Source organism: Segatella copri, assembly GCF_009495355.1.
Lineage (GTDB): Bacteria > Bacteroidota > Bacteroidia > Bacteroidales > Bacteroidaceae > Prevotella.
Map to the genome: position 1 here is coordinate 39,300 of NZ_VZAD01000056.1, position 16,646 is coordinate 55,945.

Consider the following 16,646-nt stretch of genomic DNA (forward strand, 5'->3'; position numbering starts at 1 on the left):
GAAACATTCACCTTGACATGATAACAAAGGTTACAATGCTACTTTAGAAAAAACTATTTTTATCTACAATTATATAGATACAAAAAGGGATATGCCATTACTGACATATCCCTTTTATTTTATCAAATACTAAGATTACTCTCCCATGCCGGAGTCAGAATAATCAAGCACGTTCTTGCGATTAGCCTGCATGCGCTCATATTCTTCCTTAGAGCCAACAATAATCTTCTCCCACTGGCGAAGGCCTGTACCAGCTGGAATCAAGTGACCACAAATCACATTCTCCTTCATACCCTCAAGGTAGTCCACCTTACCACGGATAGCAGCCTCATTCAAGACCTTGGTAGTTTCCTGGAATGAAGCGGCACTCATGAAGCTCTTAGTACCCAAAGCAGCACGAGTAATACCCTGGAGTATCTGAGTAGATGTTGCAGCTACAGCGTCACGGACCTGAACCAACTTCATATCACGACGCTTCAGACCAGAATTCTCATCACGCAGTCTGCGAGCTGTAATAATCTGGCCAGGTTTGAGATTCTCACTGTCACCAGCGTCGGTAACAACCTTCTTGCCCCAGATACGATCATTCTCCTCGGCAAAATCGAGTTTATCTACCAATTCTTGCTCCAAGAATGTAGTATCACCCGGATCATCAATACGAACCTTACGCATCATCTGACGAACGATGATCTCAAAATGCTTGTCGTTAATAGCCACACCCTGAAGACGATAAACGTCCTGAACCTGGTTGACAATGTACTCCTGTACGGCAGTAGGGCCCTTGATAGCAAGAATATCGCCTGGAGTCACGACACCATCAGAAAGAGGTGTACCAGCACGAACGGCATCATGCTCCTGAACCAGAATCTGCTTAGAAAGAGATACGAGATACTTTTTCTGGTCGCCAGTCTTGGATGTAACAATAATCTCACGGTTACCACGCTTTACCTTACCCATGGTAATCTCACCGTCGATTTCAGAAACAACAGCAGGGTTTGATGGGTTACGAGCCTCAAACAACTCAGTTACACGTGGAAGACCACCAGTGATATCACCAGCACCACCTACGGCACGTGGAATTTTCACCAAGGTCTCACCCGTCTTGATAGTCTGACCATCTTCTACGGCTACGTGTCCACCCACTGGGAAGTTGTATGTACCCAATACCTGTCCGTTAGCATCAACAACATCACAAGAAGGAACCATGGTCTTATTCTTGGAGTCGGTGATAATCTTCTCGGTAAGACCGGTGGTTTCATCAGTCTCAGCACGGTAGGTAACACCCTCCTGAACGTCATTGAACTTCAATGTACCAGCATACTGGCTTACGATAACGGCATTGAATGGGTCCCACTTGGCAATAACAGTGCCCTTATCAACGACCTCACCTTCCTTGTGATAGAGTGAAGAACCATAAGGAACGTTCAATGTTGAAAGAACGATATTTGTATTAGGATCGACAAATCGGATTTCTGCCAAGTGGCTTACTACCATCTCGCACTTTACGTCATTGCCTTCCTCGTCTTCTTCTACAAATGGAACTGTGCTCAACTCATCGAACTCGATTCGTGATTTATTCTTAGCCTCTATCTTAGCATTGGCAGCCGCGTTAGAAGCAATACCACCGGCGTGGAATGTACGAAGAGTAAGCTGTGTACCTGGCTCACCAATAGCTTGAGCTGCGATGACACCTACAGCCTCACCCAACTGTACCATGCGGGCAGTAGCCAAATTACGGCCATAACATTTCATGCAGACACCCTTCTTGCTCTCGCAGGTAAGTACCGAGCGAATCTCAACACTCTCAATAGGAGAATCTTCGATAGCTTTGGCCTTAGCCTCTGTTATCTCCTCACCGGCACGTACAATCAACTCGCCAGTTGTAGGATGAATAACATCATGTACAGATACACGACCGAGGATACGCTCATACAAAGTAGAAATCACCTCGTCACCGTTCTTCAAGGCTGTACAAACCAAACCACGCAAGGTACCACAGTCCTCCTCAGAAATAATCACATCATGGGACACATCGACAAGACGACGTGTCAGGTAACCAGCATCGGCAGTCTTCATAGCGGTATCAGCAAGACCCTTACGGGCACCGTGTGAAGAAATGAAGTACTCCAACACAGACATACCCTCCTTGAAGTTAGACAGAATTGGGTTCTCAATAATTTGAGCACCTTCAGCACCTGCCTTCTGAGGCTTAGCCATCAAACCACGCATACCAGACAACTGCTTAATCTGGTCCTTAGAACCACGGGCTCCAGAGTCAAGCATCATATACACAGCGTTGAATCCCTGATCAGCCTCGGTCATTTCCTTCATCAGCACATTACCAAGGTTGGTGTTTACATGAGTCCAGGTATCGATAACCTGGTTGTAACGCTCCTTATCGGTAATGAAACCCATATTATAGTTATTGGTGATTTCCTCAATCTCCTTATGACCCTTAGCCACGATTTCTTCCTTCTCTGGTGGAATAATGATATCACCAAGGTTGAACGAAAGACCGGCAACGTAAGCCATACGATAACCGAGGTTCTTGATACCATCGAGGAACTCGCAGGCCTGTGCCATACCGACAGCCTTGATTACATCAGAAATAAGTCCGCGCAAAGTCTTCTTTGAAATAACATCATTGAAGAAGCCTACTTCCTCTGGAATAATCTGGTTTACAATAACACGACCTACAGATGTCTCAACCATACGCTTCTGCAACTTGCCATCTACGAGGTCGTTGACAATAACCTTTACAGGCGCGTGCAAGTCGCAACGTCCCTCATTGCGTGCAATCAAAGCCTCTTCAGGACCATAGAAAGACAAGCCCTCACCCTTGGCTCCTGGACGAATCTTGGTGATGTAATAAAGACCGAGCACCATATCCTGTGAAGGAACGGTGATAGGAGCACCATTGGCTGGGTTCAAGATGTTATGACTCTGAAGCATCAAAATCTGTGCCTCGAGAACAGCCTCATTGCTCAAAGGAAGGTGAACAGCCATCTGGTCACCATCGAAGTCAGCGTTGAAGGCTGTACATGCCAATGGGTGCAACTGAATAGCCTTACCTTCGATCATCTTAGGCTGGAAAGCCTGGATACCAAGACGGTGAAGAGTAGGAGCACGGTTGAGCATAACAGGATGACCCTTCATCACATTCTCGAGAATATCCCAGATCACTGGCTCACGACGATCAACAATCTTCTTGGCGCTCTTTACAGTCTTCACAATACCACGTTCTATGAGCTTGCGGATAATGAATGGCTTATAAAGCTCGGCAGCCATCAACTTAGGAAGACCACATTCACCCATCTTCAACTCAGGACCTACAACGATTACCGATCGAGCAGAATAGTCGACACGCTTACCCAGCAAGTTCTGACGGAAACGACCCTGCTTACCCTTCAATGAGTCAGAAAGAGATTTCAATGGGCGGTTGCTTTCGCTCTTCACAGCAGAGCTCTTGCGAGAGTTGTCGAACAAACTGTCAACAGCCTCCTGCAGCATACGCTTCTCATTACGGAGGATTACCTCTGGAGCCTTGATTTCCACCAATCGCTTCAAACGATTGTTACGAATTATAACACGACGATAGAGGTCATTGAGATCTGAAGTAGCAAAACGACCTCCATCCAGAGGTACCAATGGACGGAGTTCAGGAGGAGTTACAGGGATGATCTTCATAACCATCCACTCAGGACGGTTGATACCCTTGCTGGCACGGAAGCCTTCTACAACTTGAAGACGCTTCAGAGCCTCAGTCTTACGCTGCTGGCTTGAATCATTGCTAGCACGGTCGCGTAACTCGTATGACAGAGAGTCGAGATCCAAGTTCTGCAGCAACTGATAAATAGCCTCAGCACCCATCTTTGCAATAAACTTGTTTGGATCCTCATCAGGAAGACGGTCGTTATCTGGGCTCAACTGATTGTCGATGATATCGATATACTCATCCTCTGTAAGAAGGTCGAGAGTATGAGAACCATTCAATTCCAAACCATCAGCATCCTTTCTGCCAGCCAGCGCACCTGGCTGTACTACAACATACTTCTCGTAGTAAATGACAGCATCAAGCTTCTTGGTAGGCATACCTAAGAGATAGCCAATTTTGTTAGGCAATGAACGGAAATACCAGATGTGAGCCACTGGCACAACCAGTTCAATATGACCAGAACGTTCACGACGGACCTTCTTCTCGGTCACCTCAACACCACATCGGTCACAGACGATACCCTTGTAACGGATACGCTTATACTTACCGCAAGCACACTCATAGTCCTTGGTAGGACCAAAGATGCGCTCGCAGAAAAGTCCGTCACGTTCGGGCTTATATGTACGATAATTAATGGTTTCGGGCTTTGTAACCTCACCATACGAATTTTCCAGGATCTCCTCAGGAGAGGCAAGACCGATGGTAATCTTCGTAAAATTATTCTTTACCTTTGTATCTTTTTTGAAAGCCATGTTTCTATATCTAAATTAGGGGTTCTCAAAATTAATCAAGTTTGATGCTCAGACCAAGACCACGAAGCTCATGGAGCAATACGTTGAGAGACTCAGGAATACCAGGAGTTGGCATTGGGTCGCCCTTAACGATAGCCTCATATGCCTTGCTACGACCTACAACATCATCCGACTTGATAGTCAGGATCTCCTGCAGTACGTGGCTTGCGCCGAATGCCTCGATGGCCCAAACCTCCATCTCTCCAAATCGCTGACCACCAAACTGGGCTTTACCACCAAGTGGCTGCTGTGTGATGAGAGAGTAAGGACCGATAGAACGAGCGTGCATCTTGTCCTCTACCATATGACCCAATTTCAAGAAGTAAGTCATACCAACAGTAGCAGGCTGGTCGAACTGCTCACCAGTCTCACCATCGTAAAGATATGTAGAGCAGAAACGTGGCAAGCCAGCCTTGTCTGTCCATACTGAGAGATCATCAAGCTTAGCACCATCGAAGATAGGAGTAGCAAACTTAACACCCAACTTCTTACCGGCAGCACCAAGAATACACTCAAAGATCTGCCCCAAGTTCATACGAGAAGGCACACCCAATGGGTTCAACACCATATCAACGGGACGTCCATCTGCCATAAATGGCATATCCTCTGTGCGCACAACCTTAGACACAATACCCTTATTACCATGACGACCTGCAAGTTTATCACCTACCTGAATCTTACGCTTCTTGGCAATGTAAACCTTAGCCATCTGAAGAATACCAGAAGGAAGTTCATCACCAATAGTAATTGCAAACTTGCGACGCTTCAGTTCTGCATCAAGCTGCTTGTACTTGCGGATATAGTTCATAATCAGAGTCTGAATCAAACCATTGGTATGATCGTCATCAGTCCAGTTGTTTGACTGAACGCCATCATATTCCAGGTTCTTCAGCGCAGCAGTAGTAAACTTGCTGCCCTTGGTGATGATTTCAGCACCAGTATAATCCTTCACACCCTGAGAAACCTTACCCTCGGTCAATGTGAGCAACTTGTCAACAAGGATATCTTTCAAGTCATCGTTCTTTGCCTCGTATTCCTCGTCAATCTTGGCAAGAATAATCTTGTCCTGCTTCTTTGACTCTCGAGTTTTAATAGCACGAGAGAAGAGTTTCTTGTCAATAACAACACCACTTAGTGATGGGTTAGCCTTCAATGAAGAATCCTTCACATCGCCTGCCTTGTCACCAAAGATAGCACGAAGCAACTTCTCTTCAGGAGAAGGATCGCTCTCACCCTTAGGAGAAATCTTACCAATCATGATATCACCGGGCTCAATACGAGCACCAACACGTACGATACCATTATCATCCAAATCCTTTGTCGCTTCCTCGCTAACGTTAGGAATATCGCTGGTAAACTCCTCCATACCACGCTTGGTCTCACGAACATCAAGTGAATACTCGTCTACGTGTACAGAAGTAAGCACATCCTCGCGAACCATACGCTCTGAGATAACGACAGCATCCTCATAGTTGTAACCCTTCCAAGGAATATAAGCTACAAGCAGGTTGCGGCCCAATGCCAACTCTCCATTCTCGGTTGCATAACCCTCTGTCAGGATATCACCCTTTTTGACACGCTGTCCCTTATTACAGATAGGACGGAGGTCGATAGTCATATTCTGATTGGTACGGCGGAACTTTGGAATGCGATACTCCTTCAAAGCTGGCTCGAAGCTTACAAATTCCTCTTCCTCTGTACGATCGTAAAGGATACGGATAGTAGTAGCATCTACATATTCGATAACACCCTCACCCTCAGCAGTAACCATGGTACGAGAATCCTCACATACCTGCTTCTCCAAACCAGTTCCTACTATAGGAGCATCGTTGTGAAGCAATGGAACAGCCTGACGCATCATGTTACATCCCATCAGCGCACGGTGACCATCATCATGCTCCAAGAAAGGAATCAGACCAGCAGAAACAGAAGCAATCTGCTGGGGAGACACATCAACAAGGTCAACCTCAGAAGGCTCTACAACTGGATAATCAGCATCCTGACGACATTTTACAACATCACGGATGAATGTACCATCTTCCGTCAAAGGAGCATTTCCCTGACCGATAATCTTATTCTCCTCATCCTCAGCAGTGAGATATACCACATCCTTGTTGTCCATATCCACCTTACTGTCTGTTACCTTACGATAAGGAGTGATGATAAATCCAAGGTCATTAATCTTTGCATACATACAGAGTGAAGAAATCAAACCGATGTTAGGACCTTCAGGACTCTCAATAGGACAAAGACGACCATAATGGGTATAGTGAACGTCACGAACCTCAAACCCCGCACGCTCACGTGACAAACCGCCAGGACCCAATGCTGAGAGACGACGCTTATGTGTAACCTCTGCCAGAGGGTTGGTCTGGTCCATAAACTGAGACAATGGGTTGGTACCGAAGAATGAGTTGATAACACTTGAGATAGTCTTTGCGTTGATCAAATCGGTAGGGGTAAACACCTCATTGTCGCGAACGTTCATACGTTCACGGATAGTACGGCTCATACGAGCCAAACCAATAGAGAACTGGTTAGCCAACTGTTCACCAACAGTGCGTACACGACGATTTGACAAGTGGTCAATATCGTCAACTGTAGCATTGGAGTTAACCAGCTGAATCAAATATTTGATAATCTCGATAATGTCGTCCTTTGTCAAAACACGAACGTCCATATCAGTATCGAGACCTAATTTCTTATTAATACGATAACGGCCTACCTCACCCAAGTCATATCGCTTATCAGAGAAAAAGAGGTTCTGGAACACCTCACGAGCACTTGCATCATCGGCAGGATCAGCATTGCGCAACTGGCGATAGATATAAGTAACAGCTTCCTTCTCTGAGTTACTTGGATCCTTGGCCAAAGTATTGAAGATGATAGTGTACTTATTGGCAGCCTCCTCGTCCTTATGCAACAGCACAGTAGAAGCTCCACTATCACAGATTTCGTCGATATTCTCAGCAGTAAGTTCTGTCTCACGCTCCATGATCACCTCATTACGTTCGATAGAAACAACCTCGCCGGTATCCTCATCAACGAAGTCCTCATTCCAACTCTTCAATACACGAGCAGCCAACTTACGACCGATGGCAGCCTTCATGTTTTTCTTATTCACCTTTACCTCCTCAGCAAGGTCGAAAATCTGAAGGATGTCCTTATCCTGCTCATAACCAATAGCACGGAGCAAGGTTGTTACAGGCAACTTCTTCTTACGGTCGATGTAAGCATACATCACATTGTTGATATCTGTAGCAAACTCTATCCAACTACCCTTGAATGGAATAATACGTGCAGAATAAAGCACAGTACCATTGGCATGAACGCCCTGACCGAAGAACACACCAGGTGAACGATGCAACTGCGATACAACAACACGCTCAGCACCATTGATGACGAAAGTACCGTTCTCTGTCATGTAAGGAATAGTACCCAAGAATACATCCTGAATGAAAGTACCGAAATCCTCATGATCTGGGTCTGTACAGTAAAGTTTCATCTTAGCCTTCAAAGGTACACTATACGTAAGACCTCTCTCCAAGCACTCATCAATAGTATAGCGTGGAGGGTCAATATAGTAATCCAAGAACTCAAGAACGAAATTATTACGAGTATCGGTGATAGGGAAGTTCTCAGAGAACACCTTATACAAACCGTCATTCTTGCGTTCCTCAGGCGGAGTATCCAACTGTAAGAAGTCTTTAAAAGACTTTAACTGCACATCGAGGAAATCCGGATATGGGTACGGATTATGAACGCTGGCAAAATTTACTCTGTTATCAACAATTTTTGTAGCCATTAGAAGTTATTAAATGGTTTATCAAAATAATAAAAGACACAAAAAGGTTAGGACTCGCCTACTGGGAGAATCCTAACCATATATTAAGAGATGTAAACTCTAAATTACTTGAGCTCTACCTTAGCACCAGCTGCCTCGATAGCCTTCTTCAAGTTCTCAGCCTCGTCCTTAGCAACGCCTTCCTTGATTGTAGAAGGAGCACCGTCTACGAGATCCTTAGCCTCCTTCAAACCGAGACCACAAGCCTCCTTAACGGCCTTTACAACCTGGAGCTTTGTAGCACCAACCTCAGCGAGGACAACGTCGAAAGAAGACTTCTCCTCAGCTGCAGCTGCACCACCAGCAGCAGGACCAGCAGCTACAGCTACAGCTGCAGCAGCAGGCTCAATACCATACTCGTCCTTGAGGACTGTTGCCAACTCATTAACTTCCTTAACAGTAAGATTTACTAACTCTTCTGCAATAGCTTTAATATCTGCCATTTTTATTCTAATTTAAATTTTGTTTATACTAATTAATTTAATAACATTGTGAGATTACTCAGGACGCTCGCCCAATGTCTTAAGCACACCATGGATGGTGTTGCTTCCTGATTGAAGAGCAGATACAACGTTCTTCGCTGGAGACTGAAGCAAAGCCACAATTTCAGCGATAACCTCATTCTTGCTCTTGAGTGCTGCGAGTTCTCCAAGTTTATCGGCACCTACATAGAAGCTTTCTTCTGCATAAGCAGCCTTCAAAGCTGGGATACCTTCCTTGTCATACTCTTTCAGCATTTTAGCTGGTACATTAGCAGTGTTAGTGAACAACACAGCTGTATTACCCTTCAAACTTCCGTACAACTCAGAGAAATCGATGTCAGAAGCCTCAAACGCCTTGTGAAGCAAGTTGTTCTTAACAACAACCATCTTGATTTCACTCTTGAAGCACTTACGACGAAGATTGCTGGTCTTCTCAGCATTCAATCCTGTAACGTCTACAAGATAGAAGTGAGGATACTCCTTAATCTTCTGTCCAAGTTCGGTGATAATGGTATCTTTAATTTCTTTCTTCATTTTACAAAACTTTTAGAGTTATTCAACTGATTTAGGATCAATCTTGATACCCTTACTCATAGTGCTTGAAATAAAGATACTCTTGATATATGTACCTTTAGCAGCAGCAGGCTTCAACTTGATAACGGTTGCAATAAACTCCTTAGCATTTCCGTAGATCTGCTCAGCTGTCATGCCTACCTTACCGATTGATGTGTGGATAATACCAGCCTTATCAACCTTAAAGTCAATCTTACCTTGCTTAACTTCCTTAACTGCCTTAGCAACGTCCATAGTTACAGTGCCACTCTTAGGGTTAGGCATCAAGCCACGAGGACCAAGCACGCGACCCAAAGGACCAATCTTACCCATGCAAGAAGGCATAGTGATGATGACATCAATATCTGTCCATCCACCCTTGATCTTTTCAACGTATTCGTCGAGACCAACATAATCAGCACCTGCTTCCTTAGCAGCAGCTTCCTGATCAGGAGTACAAAGCGCGAGCACACGGGTAACCTTACCAGTTCCGTTTGGCAATGAAACAACGCCACGAACCATCTGGTTAGCCTTACGTGGGTCTACACCCAAGCGTACATCAATATCCAGAGATGCATCAAATTTGGTTGTGGTAATTTCCTTAACTAACTCTGCAGCCTCTTTCAATGTGTATGCCTTCCCTGCTTCAACCTTATCAGCTACTGATTTTTGATTTTTTGTCAGTTTACTCATTTTTCTAATTGAAGTTATAAATTATTTACCAGGGAAGTCCCCTTTTACAGTAATACCCATACTTCTTGCAGTACCAGCGATGAGCTTCATAGCTGATTCTACAGTAAAGCAATTCAAGTCCTTCATTTTGTCCTCAGCGATAGTCTTCACCTGATCCCAAGTAAGACTTGCTACCTTCTGACGGTTAGGCTGAGATGAGCCACTCTTAATTTTAGCAGCTTCCTTCAACTGAACAGCAGCAGGAGGAGTCTTGATGATGAAATCGAATGACTTGTCAGTGTAGTATGTGATAACAACTGGCAATACTTTACCTGCTTTATCCTGGGTACGGGCGTTGAATTCCTTGCAGAATCCCATAATGTTAATACCTTTAGAACCCAGTGCAGGTCCTACTGGAGGTGAAGGATTTGCAGCGCCACCTTTAATCTGTAATTTGATTAATCCAGCAACTTCTTTAGCCATTTCTTTGTTAATATTTAAAAATTGAAACTTTATAAAAGGCAATGTACTCGTAACAATACATTATTCCTTTTCTACTTGCATAAAACCAAGCTCTAACGGAGTCTTACGTCCGAAGATCTTAACCATCACCTTCAGCTTGTGCTTCTCGGCGTTTACTTCCTCGATAACACCACTGAAACCACTAAATGGACCATCTGTAACCTTAACTGTCTCATCCACTGCATAAGGAGTATCAAGATTCTCCTCAAATTCAGTTTCTTCGGCAGTGCCCAACATACGATTAATGTCAGACTGAGGTACCGGTGTAGGATCATCCAAACCTCCAAGGAAACCCAAAACATTAGGGCAAAAACGTAACGTATGAGCTACATCACCCTTCAGTTTAGCTTCCACAAAGACATAACCTGGGAGAGCCACTTTATCCTTAACGACTCTCTTACCATTACGTACAGTTGCATGCTTCTCAACTGGTATCAACACCTGAGAAACATTAGCTGCAAGTAAATCATTGTGCTTCATCTCAGCCTCGATGTATTCTTTCACCTTAGCTTCTTTACCACTAACGGCTTTGAGCACATACCACTTATTTCCTGTGTCTGCCATTTCCTTAAAAATTAACCTGGATAAACTACTCCCATTAACGCTTTAAAGATAGAATCCATTGCGAACACCACCAATGCAATGACAAGGGAAGCAGATAATACAACCATTGCACTATGGGTAAGTTCGGCACGTGTAGGCCAAGTAGTCTTATGCGCAAGTTCATTATAACATGTCTTGCAATAATTTACTATCTTATTCATATTATCTTCTAATTAGCACGGGTTGGAGGGCTCGAACCCCCGACACCTGGTTTTGGAGACCAGTGCTCTACCAACTGAGCTAAACCCGTAAAAAAATCCCCGCCACCGCAGTAGCGGGGACATATATAGTAAATTACGTATTTACTTAATTACTTAACGTCGTCGAGAATTGCTGTAATCTGACCAGAACCTACTGTACGACCACCCTCACGGATAGCGAAACGAAGACCCTCGTTCAAAGCAACCTTGTAGATCAACTCTACCTCGATCTCTACGTTATCACCAGGCATTACCATCTCAACTCCCTCTGGAAGCTTGATCTCACCTGTACAGTCCATAGTACGGAGATAGAACTGAGGACGATATTTGTTACCGAATGGAGTGTGACGGCCACCCTCTTCCTTCTTCAATACGTAGATAGAAGCCTTGAAGTGATCGTGAGGAGTAATAGCACCTGGGTGCACAACTACCATACCACGCTTAACCTCTGCCTTATCAATACCACGGAGGAGCAAACCTACGTTATCACCTGCCTCACCCTCAGCGAGAACCTTGCGGAACATCTCAACACCAGTGATTACAGACTTCTTATCCTCACCAAGACCGAGCAACTGAACCTCGTCACCTACCTTGCAACGACCAGTCTCAATACGACCTGTAGCAACAGTACCACGACCAGTGATTGAGAATACGTCCTCAACAGGCATCAAGAAAGGCTTGTCAACCTCACGCTCAGGCTCCTGAATCCACTCGTCAACAGTGTCCATCAAAGTCTCTACAGACTTAACCCACTTTTCAACGCCGTTCAAAGCACCGAGAGCAGAACCACGAACGATTGGAGTATCCTCCTCGTAACCATACTGCTCAAGGATCTCATGAAGCTCCATCTCAACGAGCTCAAGCATCTCCTCATCGTCAACCATATCACACTTATTCAAGAAAACAACCAAACGAGGTACGTTTACCTGACGTGCAAGAAGTACGTGCTCACGTGTCTGTGGCATAGGACCATCAGTAGCAGCACAAACCAAGATAGCACCATCCATCTGAGCAGCACCAGTAACCATGTTCTTTACATAGTCAGCGTGACCAGGACAGTCTACGTGTGCATAGTGACGCTTTGCTGTTTCATACTCAATGTGAGCTGAGTTGATAGTGATACCACGCTCTTTCTCTTCAGGAGCATTATCGATCTGATCGAAAGACTTAACTGCCTCAGATGTACCGAGCTTCTCGTTCAATACCTTAGAGATGGCAGCGGTCAGAGTAGTCTTACCATGGTCAACATGACCAATTGTACCAATGTTAACATGCGGTTTGGTACGCACGAATTCTTCTTTAGCCATAGCTTTTCTTTTTATTTATATAAATGAATAATCTGTTCCTCTACCATTCTACTATCTTCTTAGAACGATAGAGCTGTAACTGAGAGTTGAACTCAGGACCTCTTCCTTACCAAGGAAGTGCTCTACCACTGAGCTATTACAGCAAGTTAATAAATTGAGCGGAAAACGGGGCTCAAACCCGCGACCCCCAGCTTGGAAGGCTAGTGCTCTATCAACTGAGCTATTTCCGCAAGTTAAGAAAATGTGGGTGGTGATGGATTCGAACCACCGAAGGCATAGCCAGCAGATTTACAGTCTGCCCCATTTGGCCACTCTGGTAACCACCCTTATTTTCTTTCTTGAGCCTCTTGTCGGATTCGAACCAACGACCCCGAGATTACAAATCACGTGCTCTGGCCAACTGAGCTAAAGAGGCAAATCCTTGCAGCCATTTTAAGGCTTAAAAAGGAAGCTGTTGTAAAACGGCTGCAAAGATACGACTATTTTTTGGAACCACCAAAACTTTTCGTTATTTTTTTAGTGATTGCGCATTTTTTCTTTAAATTTGGTCAACTGAACCTTCATTGCATCCACTGTCAGATCTATTCCTTCCTCAAAAGTGTCGCATACTTTTTCGACAAAGAGTTTAGATCCTGGCACTGCGACCTCCAGCTGAACTTCCTTATTCATTGCTGTGGCTGGTTTCACGACCTTTAATTGCACCTCTACTTTCTGTATATCTTCATAAGTTTTCTCTAACTTGGCGACTTTCTTTTCGATAAACGCCTGTAACTTCTCGGTAGCATCGAAATGAATCGACTGAATCTTAATTTCCATAGTGACCTCCATTTTTTAAAAGGTTATGCCCTGGGGTGGGCTTCTGTATAAACTCGCTTCAACTGCTCAAAGGTCGTATGCGTATAAATCTCCGTTGTGGAGAGCCGCGAATGACCAAGCAATTGCTTTAAACTCTCAATATCTGCCCCATGGTTTAGCATAGCTGTTGCAAACGTATGTCTTAACACATGTGGGCTTTTCTTTTTCAACGAGCAGAACCTTGCAAGGTTTTCCTTTACGATGCGCTGCACCAAATCAGGTTTGATGCGCAAACCTGTTTCCGATACCAACAGTGCCGCTGTCTTACGACTTACAGTCCTGTTCCTCTCTTCCACATAGTTTTCTATCATGGATTTCAACTCGTTGCCAAAGGGAATAACGCGCTGCTTATCGCCTTTTCCTGTCACCTTTATGAATTGCCCCGTCAAGTTCACCGCCTCATCATCCACGCCTACAAGTTCCGCTAAGCGAACTCCTGTTTCGTAGAGCATCATGATTATCAAACGGTCCCGAAGCCCCTTAAAGTCATCTCCCCAAGCCTGCTTATCAAGCAAGTCATTAATCTCATTCTCTTTCAAGAACTGCGGGAGAGGTCTGCTGCGTTTAGGGCTTCGAATGGCATGAGCAGGATCTGAGGAGATAAATCCCCTTGCCAGAGCAAACTTAAAAAAGCCTTTCACCGCACTAAGACGGCGCGCCACTGAACTGGGGGAATTTCCTTTATCTACCATGCTTTCCATCCAGTCTCGGATAATGTCGGTATCTATGGTCTCCCACGTCAATCCTTCATCTTTATCCAAGAAGTATGCCTCAAATGCATACAGATCTTCAGCATAACTTATTACCGTCCTCGGAGACCTATTAAGTTCCTGCGACAGGTAATCAAGGAATTCTTTGACAGTCATTTTACGTTACTCATTACCTTTATCGGCAACGAAAATACGAAAATTAATTTGAACCACCAAATTTTTTGAGGTTTTTTTACTATTATTCCTCGTTTGCGCGCAACTGCTGTACGTAGATGGCGTGTTCCATCTTGAGACGCTTCAAAACAGAAGGCTTGTCATACTGCTGACGAGCGCGGAGCTCCTTAACAATGCCTGTCTTTTCGAACTTTCTCTTAAACTTCTTGAGAGCTCTCTCGATGTTCTCACCGTCTTTAACTGGTACAATAATCATTTTGTTTTGCTTTTAATTTATTATGTTAAACTTATGTTGTTTCTTTGCTAAAAGGGCGTAGCGCCACAATTTGCGGGTGCAAAATTACGCTTTATTTATCAAACTACCAAGATTTTACACGTTTTTTTGTTCTAAATTGTTCATTTTAGTGGCTTTGTGGCTTCCTTAAGCCAGTTTTTATCATCTTCTTCGAGCCAAGGTGACAGTTTTTCAAACACCATTCTATGATAATCATTAAGCCACATCTTCTCTTCGGGCATCATCAACTCCATTTCTATAGGAGCAGTGTCTATAGGGCAAAGAGTAAGAGGCTCCATCTGTAGGAATTTTCCAAAATCTGTCTGCACGTAATTTGTAACAAGCAGAGTGTTCTCTATACGAACGCCAAACTCTCCTGCCAGATAGATGCCAGGTTCATCAGTAATGGTCATTCCTGCTCTCAAAGGTGTAGGCTTCCATTCCATACGTATCTGATGAGGACCTTCATGCACGCTCAAGTAAGAACCTACACCATGACCGGTTCCATGCAAATAGTTAAGGCCTTCACGCCAAAGGCATCTGCGCCCCACTGCATCAAGCTGTGTACCCGAGGCGCCATCAGGGAACTTAACAAGTTCTATCTGTATATGAGCTTTGAGAACGAGTGTATAGATGCGTTTCATCTTCTCGCTCACAGGTCCAAGAGCTATCGTTCTGGTTATATCTGTGGTTCCGTCTTGATATTGGGCACCAGAATCGATAAGAATCATCCCTTCAGGACGAAGCTGAGCATCCGTCTGCGGTTTGGCTTCATAATGAACGATGGCACCATGTTCCTGATAACCGGCAATGGTATCGAAGGAAATATCACGAAAAAGAGGTTGTTCCGAACGGAGGGATGTCAACTTGCGATCAACAGACATTTCTGTTTGTCCACCCATCTCTACCGCCGGCTTCAACCAACGCAGGAACTTCACCATTGCTATTCCATCCCGCAACATAGCCCGCCGGAATCCCTTCACCTCGGTTTCGTTCTTTACGGCCTTCATAACAGGAATAGGCGAAGCCGAAGACACAATCTCCTGACATTTCACAGCCTTCCACAGCCGATAGCTTGTTTCGTCACCATCAAGCAAGATATTATATTCCGAGTAAGTCCTCAGTTCATCTTCCACCTTATTATATTTATATAGGGAGACACCATTATCGGCAAGATAAGTCGTCACCTGCGGTGTAAGTTTTCGCTCGTCCACAAAAAGAGAAACCTTATTGGAAGAGATCAGCAAATAACTCACAAAGACTGGCACACAATGAACATCCGTACCACGAAGGTTGAGTGTCCAGGCTATATCATCGAGAGCCGACACGAGCATACCATCTGCATGCAGCACACGAAGAGCCTTACGAATACGCGAGAGCTTAGACTGCAATGTCTCACCTGCATATTCCAGAGGTTGAATCTCAACATGAAAATCAGGAATAGACGGACGATCTTTCCAGATAATATCTAACGGATCAAAATTGGTACGCACAGTGATACCTCCCTTCTGGCGAAGTTCGGCAACCAGCGCCTGCGTCTCATGATAGGAGTTAACCATTCCATCGAGTCCCACCTCAGGAGAATCAACCTCAGCCAACTGCTCTCCCAACCACTGAGCTATAGTAGGCGTACCTTCCACCCGCTGTTTCATCAGTTGATATTCAGTGCCTTTCAACTGCTGTTCTGCAGCTAAGAAATAGCGCGAATCCGTCCACAACGCAGCCTTCGTAAGAGTAACTACAGCAATACCAGCCGAACCATTAAAGCCCGAAATCCACTCACGGCCCTGCCAATGAGGAGCCACATATTCACTCTGATGGGCATCAGTGCTGGGGAAGATAAATGCCGCCAATTTTTCACGCTTCATCACTTCTCTCAGACTATCTAATCTTTGTTTTATCACATCTACCATATCCTTAATTGCTAAATAGAGATTACAAAGAT

General features: G+C 44.6%; 13 protein-coding genes and 5 tRNA genes. All 18 read right to left on the bottom strand.

From position 1 onward, the window contains the following. Positions 1 to 135: 135 nt before the first annotated feature. The gene (gene rpoC, locus F7D20_RS06460) at positions 136 to 4,467 is read right to left on the bottom strand and encodes a DNA-directed RNA polymerase subunit beta' (protein ID WP_158463329.1); all 4,332 of its coding nucleotides are present in this window, start codon (positions 4,465 to 4,467) and stop codon (positions 136 to 138) included. A 31-nt stretch (positions 4,468 to 4,498) separates the two neighbouring features. Beyond that, positions 4,499 to 8,311 carry a DNA-directed RNA polymerase subunit beta gene (gene rpoB, locus F7D20_RS06465; RefSeq protein ID WP_158463330.1) on the bottom strand — a complete coding sequence of 1,271 codons (3,813 nt, stop codon included), beginning with the start codon at positions 8,309 to 8,311 and terminating at the stop codon, positions 4,499 to 4,501. A gap of 104 nt (positions 8,312 to 8,415) precedes the next feature. Continuing rightward, positions 8,416 to 8,793: a 50S ribosomal protein L7/L12 gene (gene rplL, locus F7D20_RS06470; RefSeq protein ID WP_158463331.1), complete on the bottom strand. Its 378-nt coding sequence runs from the start codon at positions 8,791 to 8,793 to the stop codon at positions 8,416 to 8,418. Between the two features lie 54 nt (positions 8,794 to 8,847). Further along, positions 8,848 to 9,366: a 50S ribosomal protein L10 gene (gene rplJ / locus F7D20_RS06475; RefSeq protein WP_158463332.1), complete on the bottom strand. Its 519-nt coding sequence runs from the start codon at positions 9,364 to 9,366 to the stop codon at positions 8,848 to 8,850. Positions 9,367 to 9,384: 18 nt separating this feature from the next. Continuing rightward, positions 9,385 to 10,077 (bottom strand): 50S ribosomal protein L1, encoded by a 693-nt coding sequence (gene rplA / locus F7D20_RS06480; RefSeq protein ID WP_158463333.1) that lies wholly within the window; start codon positions 10,075 to 10,077, stop codon positions 9,385 to 9,387. Between the two features lie 21 nt (positions 10,078 to 10,098). Next, the gene (gene rplK, locus F7D20_RS06485; protein ID WP_158463334.1) at positions 10,099 to 10,539 is read right to left on the bottom strand and encodes a 50S ribosomal protein L11; all 441 of its coding nucleotides are present in this window, start codon (positions 10,537 to 10,539) and stop codon (positions 10,099 to 10,101) included. Positions 10,540 to 10,599: 60 nt separating this feature from the next. After that, the gene (gene nusG, locus F7D20_RS06490; protein WP_022252585.1) at positions 10,600 to 11,142 is read right to left on the bottom strand and encodes a transcription termination/antitermination protein NusG; all 543 of its coding nucleotides are present in this window, start codon (positions 11,140 to 11,142) and stop codon (positions 10,600 to 10,602) included. Positions 11,143 to 11,153: 11 nt separating this feature from the next. Further along, positions 11,154 to 11,342, bottom strand: coding sequence for a preprotein translocase subunit SecE (gene secE / locus F7D20_RS06495; protein ID WP_158463335.1), 189 nt, complete (start codon positions 11,340 to 11,342; stop codon positions 11,154 to 11,156). 16 nt (positions 11,343 to 11,358) lie between these two features. Beyond that, a tRNA-Trp gene (locus F7D20_RS06500) sits at positions 11,359 to 11,431 on the bottom strand. Positions 11,432 to 11,491: 60 nt separating this feature from the next. Beyond that, positions 11,492 to 12,688, bottom strand: coding sequence for an elongation factor Tu (gene tuf / locus F7D20_RS06505; RefSeq protein WP_158463336.1), 1,197 nt, complete (start codon positions 12,686 to 12,688; stop codon positions 11,492 to 11,494). 71 nt (positions 12,689 to 12,759) lie between these two features. Beyond that, positions 12,760 to 12,831, bottom strand: a tRNA-Thr gene (locus F7D20_RS06510). Positions 12,832 to 12,845: 14 nt separating this feature from the next. Continuing rightward, positions 12,846 to 12,918: transfer RNA gene (locus tag F7D20_RS06515), tRNA-Gly, on the bottom strand. 14 nt (positions 12,919 to 12,932) lie between these two features. Then, positions 12,933 to 13,014 (bottom strand) — tRNA-Tyr (locus F7D20_RS06520). 15 nt (positions 13,015 to 13,029) lie between these two features. Then, positions 13,030 to 13,103 (bottom strand) — tRNA-Thr (locus tag F7D20_RS06525). 101 nt (positions 13,104 to 13,204) lie between these two features. Beyond that, positions 13,205 to 13,504, bottom strand: a complete 300-nt coding sequence (gene hpf, locus F7D20_RS06530; protein WP_022251328.1) for a ribosome hibernation-promoting factor, HPF/YfiA family — start codon at positions 13,502 to 13,504, stop codon at positions 13,205 to 13,207. 23 nt (positions 13,505 to 13,527) lie between these two features. Further along, positions 13,528 to 14,409: a tyrosine-type recombinase/integrase gene (locus F7D20_RS06535; RefSeq protein ID WP_158463337.1), complete on the bottom strand. Its 882-nt coding sequence runs from the start codon at positions 14,407 to 14,409 to the stop codon at positions 13,528 to 13,530. An 82-nt stretch (positions 14,410 to 14,491) separates the two neighbouring features. After that, complete coding sequence (rpsU, locus tag F7D20_RS06540; RefSeq protein WP_022251326.1) at positions 14,492 to 14,683, bottom strand: 30S ribosomal protein S21; 192 nt, start codon at positions 14,681 to 14,683, stop codon at positions 14,492 to 14,494. Between the two features lie 140 nt (positions 14,684 to 14,823). Beyond that, positions 14,824 to 16,614 carry an aminopeptidase P family protein gene (locus tag F7D20_RS06545; protein ID WP_158463338.1) on the bottom strand — a complete coding sequence of 597 codons (1,791 nt, stop codon included), beginning with the start codon at positions 16,612 to 16,614 and terminating at the stop codon, positions 14,824 to 14,826. Between the last annotated feature and the right edge of the window lie 32 nt (positions 16,615 to 16,646).

What these genes read in the sequence shown, in the direction of transcription:
- rplL (WP_158463331.1), bottom strand. Translation starts at nt 8,793, where the DNA reads ATGGCAGATATTAAAGCTATTGCAGAAGAGTTAGTAAATCTTACTGTT.
- rpoB (WP_158463330.1), bottom strand. Translation starts at nt 8,311, where the DNA reads ATGGCTACAAAAATTGTTGATAACAGAGTAAATTTTGCCAGCGTTCAT.
- nusG (WP_022252585.1), bottom strand. Translation starts at nt 11,142, where the DNA reads ATGGCAGACACAGGAAATAAGTGGTATGTGCTCAAAGCCGTTAGTGGT.
- rpoC (WP_158463329.1), bottom strand. Translation starts at nt 4,467, where the DNA reads ATGGCTTTCAAAAAAGATACAAAGGTAAAGAATAATTTTACGAAGATT.
- F7D20_RS06545 (WP_158463338.1), bottom strand. Translation starts at nt 16,614, where the DNA reads ATGGTAGATGTGATAAAACAAAGATTAGATAGTCTGAGAGAAGTGATG.
- tuf (WP_158463336.1), bottom strand. Translation starts at nt 12,688, where the DNA reads ATGGCTAAAGAAGAATTCGTGCGTACCAAACCGCATGTTAACATTGGT.
- rplJ (WP_158463332.1), bottom strand. Translation starts at nt 9,366, where the DNA reads ATGAAGAAAGAAATTAAAGATACCATTATCACCGAACTTGGACAGAAG.
- rplA (WP_158463333.1), bottom strand. Translation starts at nt 10,077, where the DNA reads ATGAGTAAACTGACAAAAAATCAAAAATCAGTAGCTGATAAGGTTGAA.
- secE (WP_158463335.1), bottom strand. Translation starts at nt 11,342, where the DNA reads ATGAATAAGATAGTAAATTATTGCAAGACATGTTATAATGAACTTGCG.
- F7D20_RS06535 (WP_158463337.1), bottom strand. Translation starts at nt 14,409, where the DNA reads ATGACTGTCAAAGAATTCCTTGATTACCTGTCGCAGGAACTTAATAGG.
- hpf (WP_022251328.1), bottom strand. Translation starts at nt 13,504, where the DNA reads ATGGAAATTAAGATTCAGTCGATTCATTTCGATGCTACCGAGAAGTTA.
- rpsU (WP_022251326.1), bottom strand. Translation starts at nt 14,683, where the DNA reads ATGATTATTGTACCAGTTAAAGACGGTGAGAACATCGAGAGAGCTCTC.
- rplK (WP_158463334.1), bottom strand. Translation starts at nt 10,539, where the DNA reads ATGGCTAAAGAAGTTGCTGGATTAATCAAATTACAGATTAAAGGTGGC.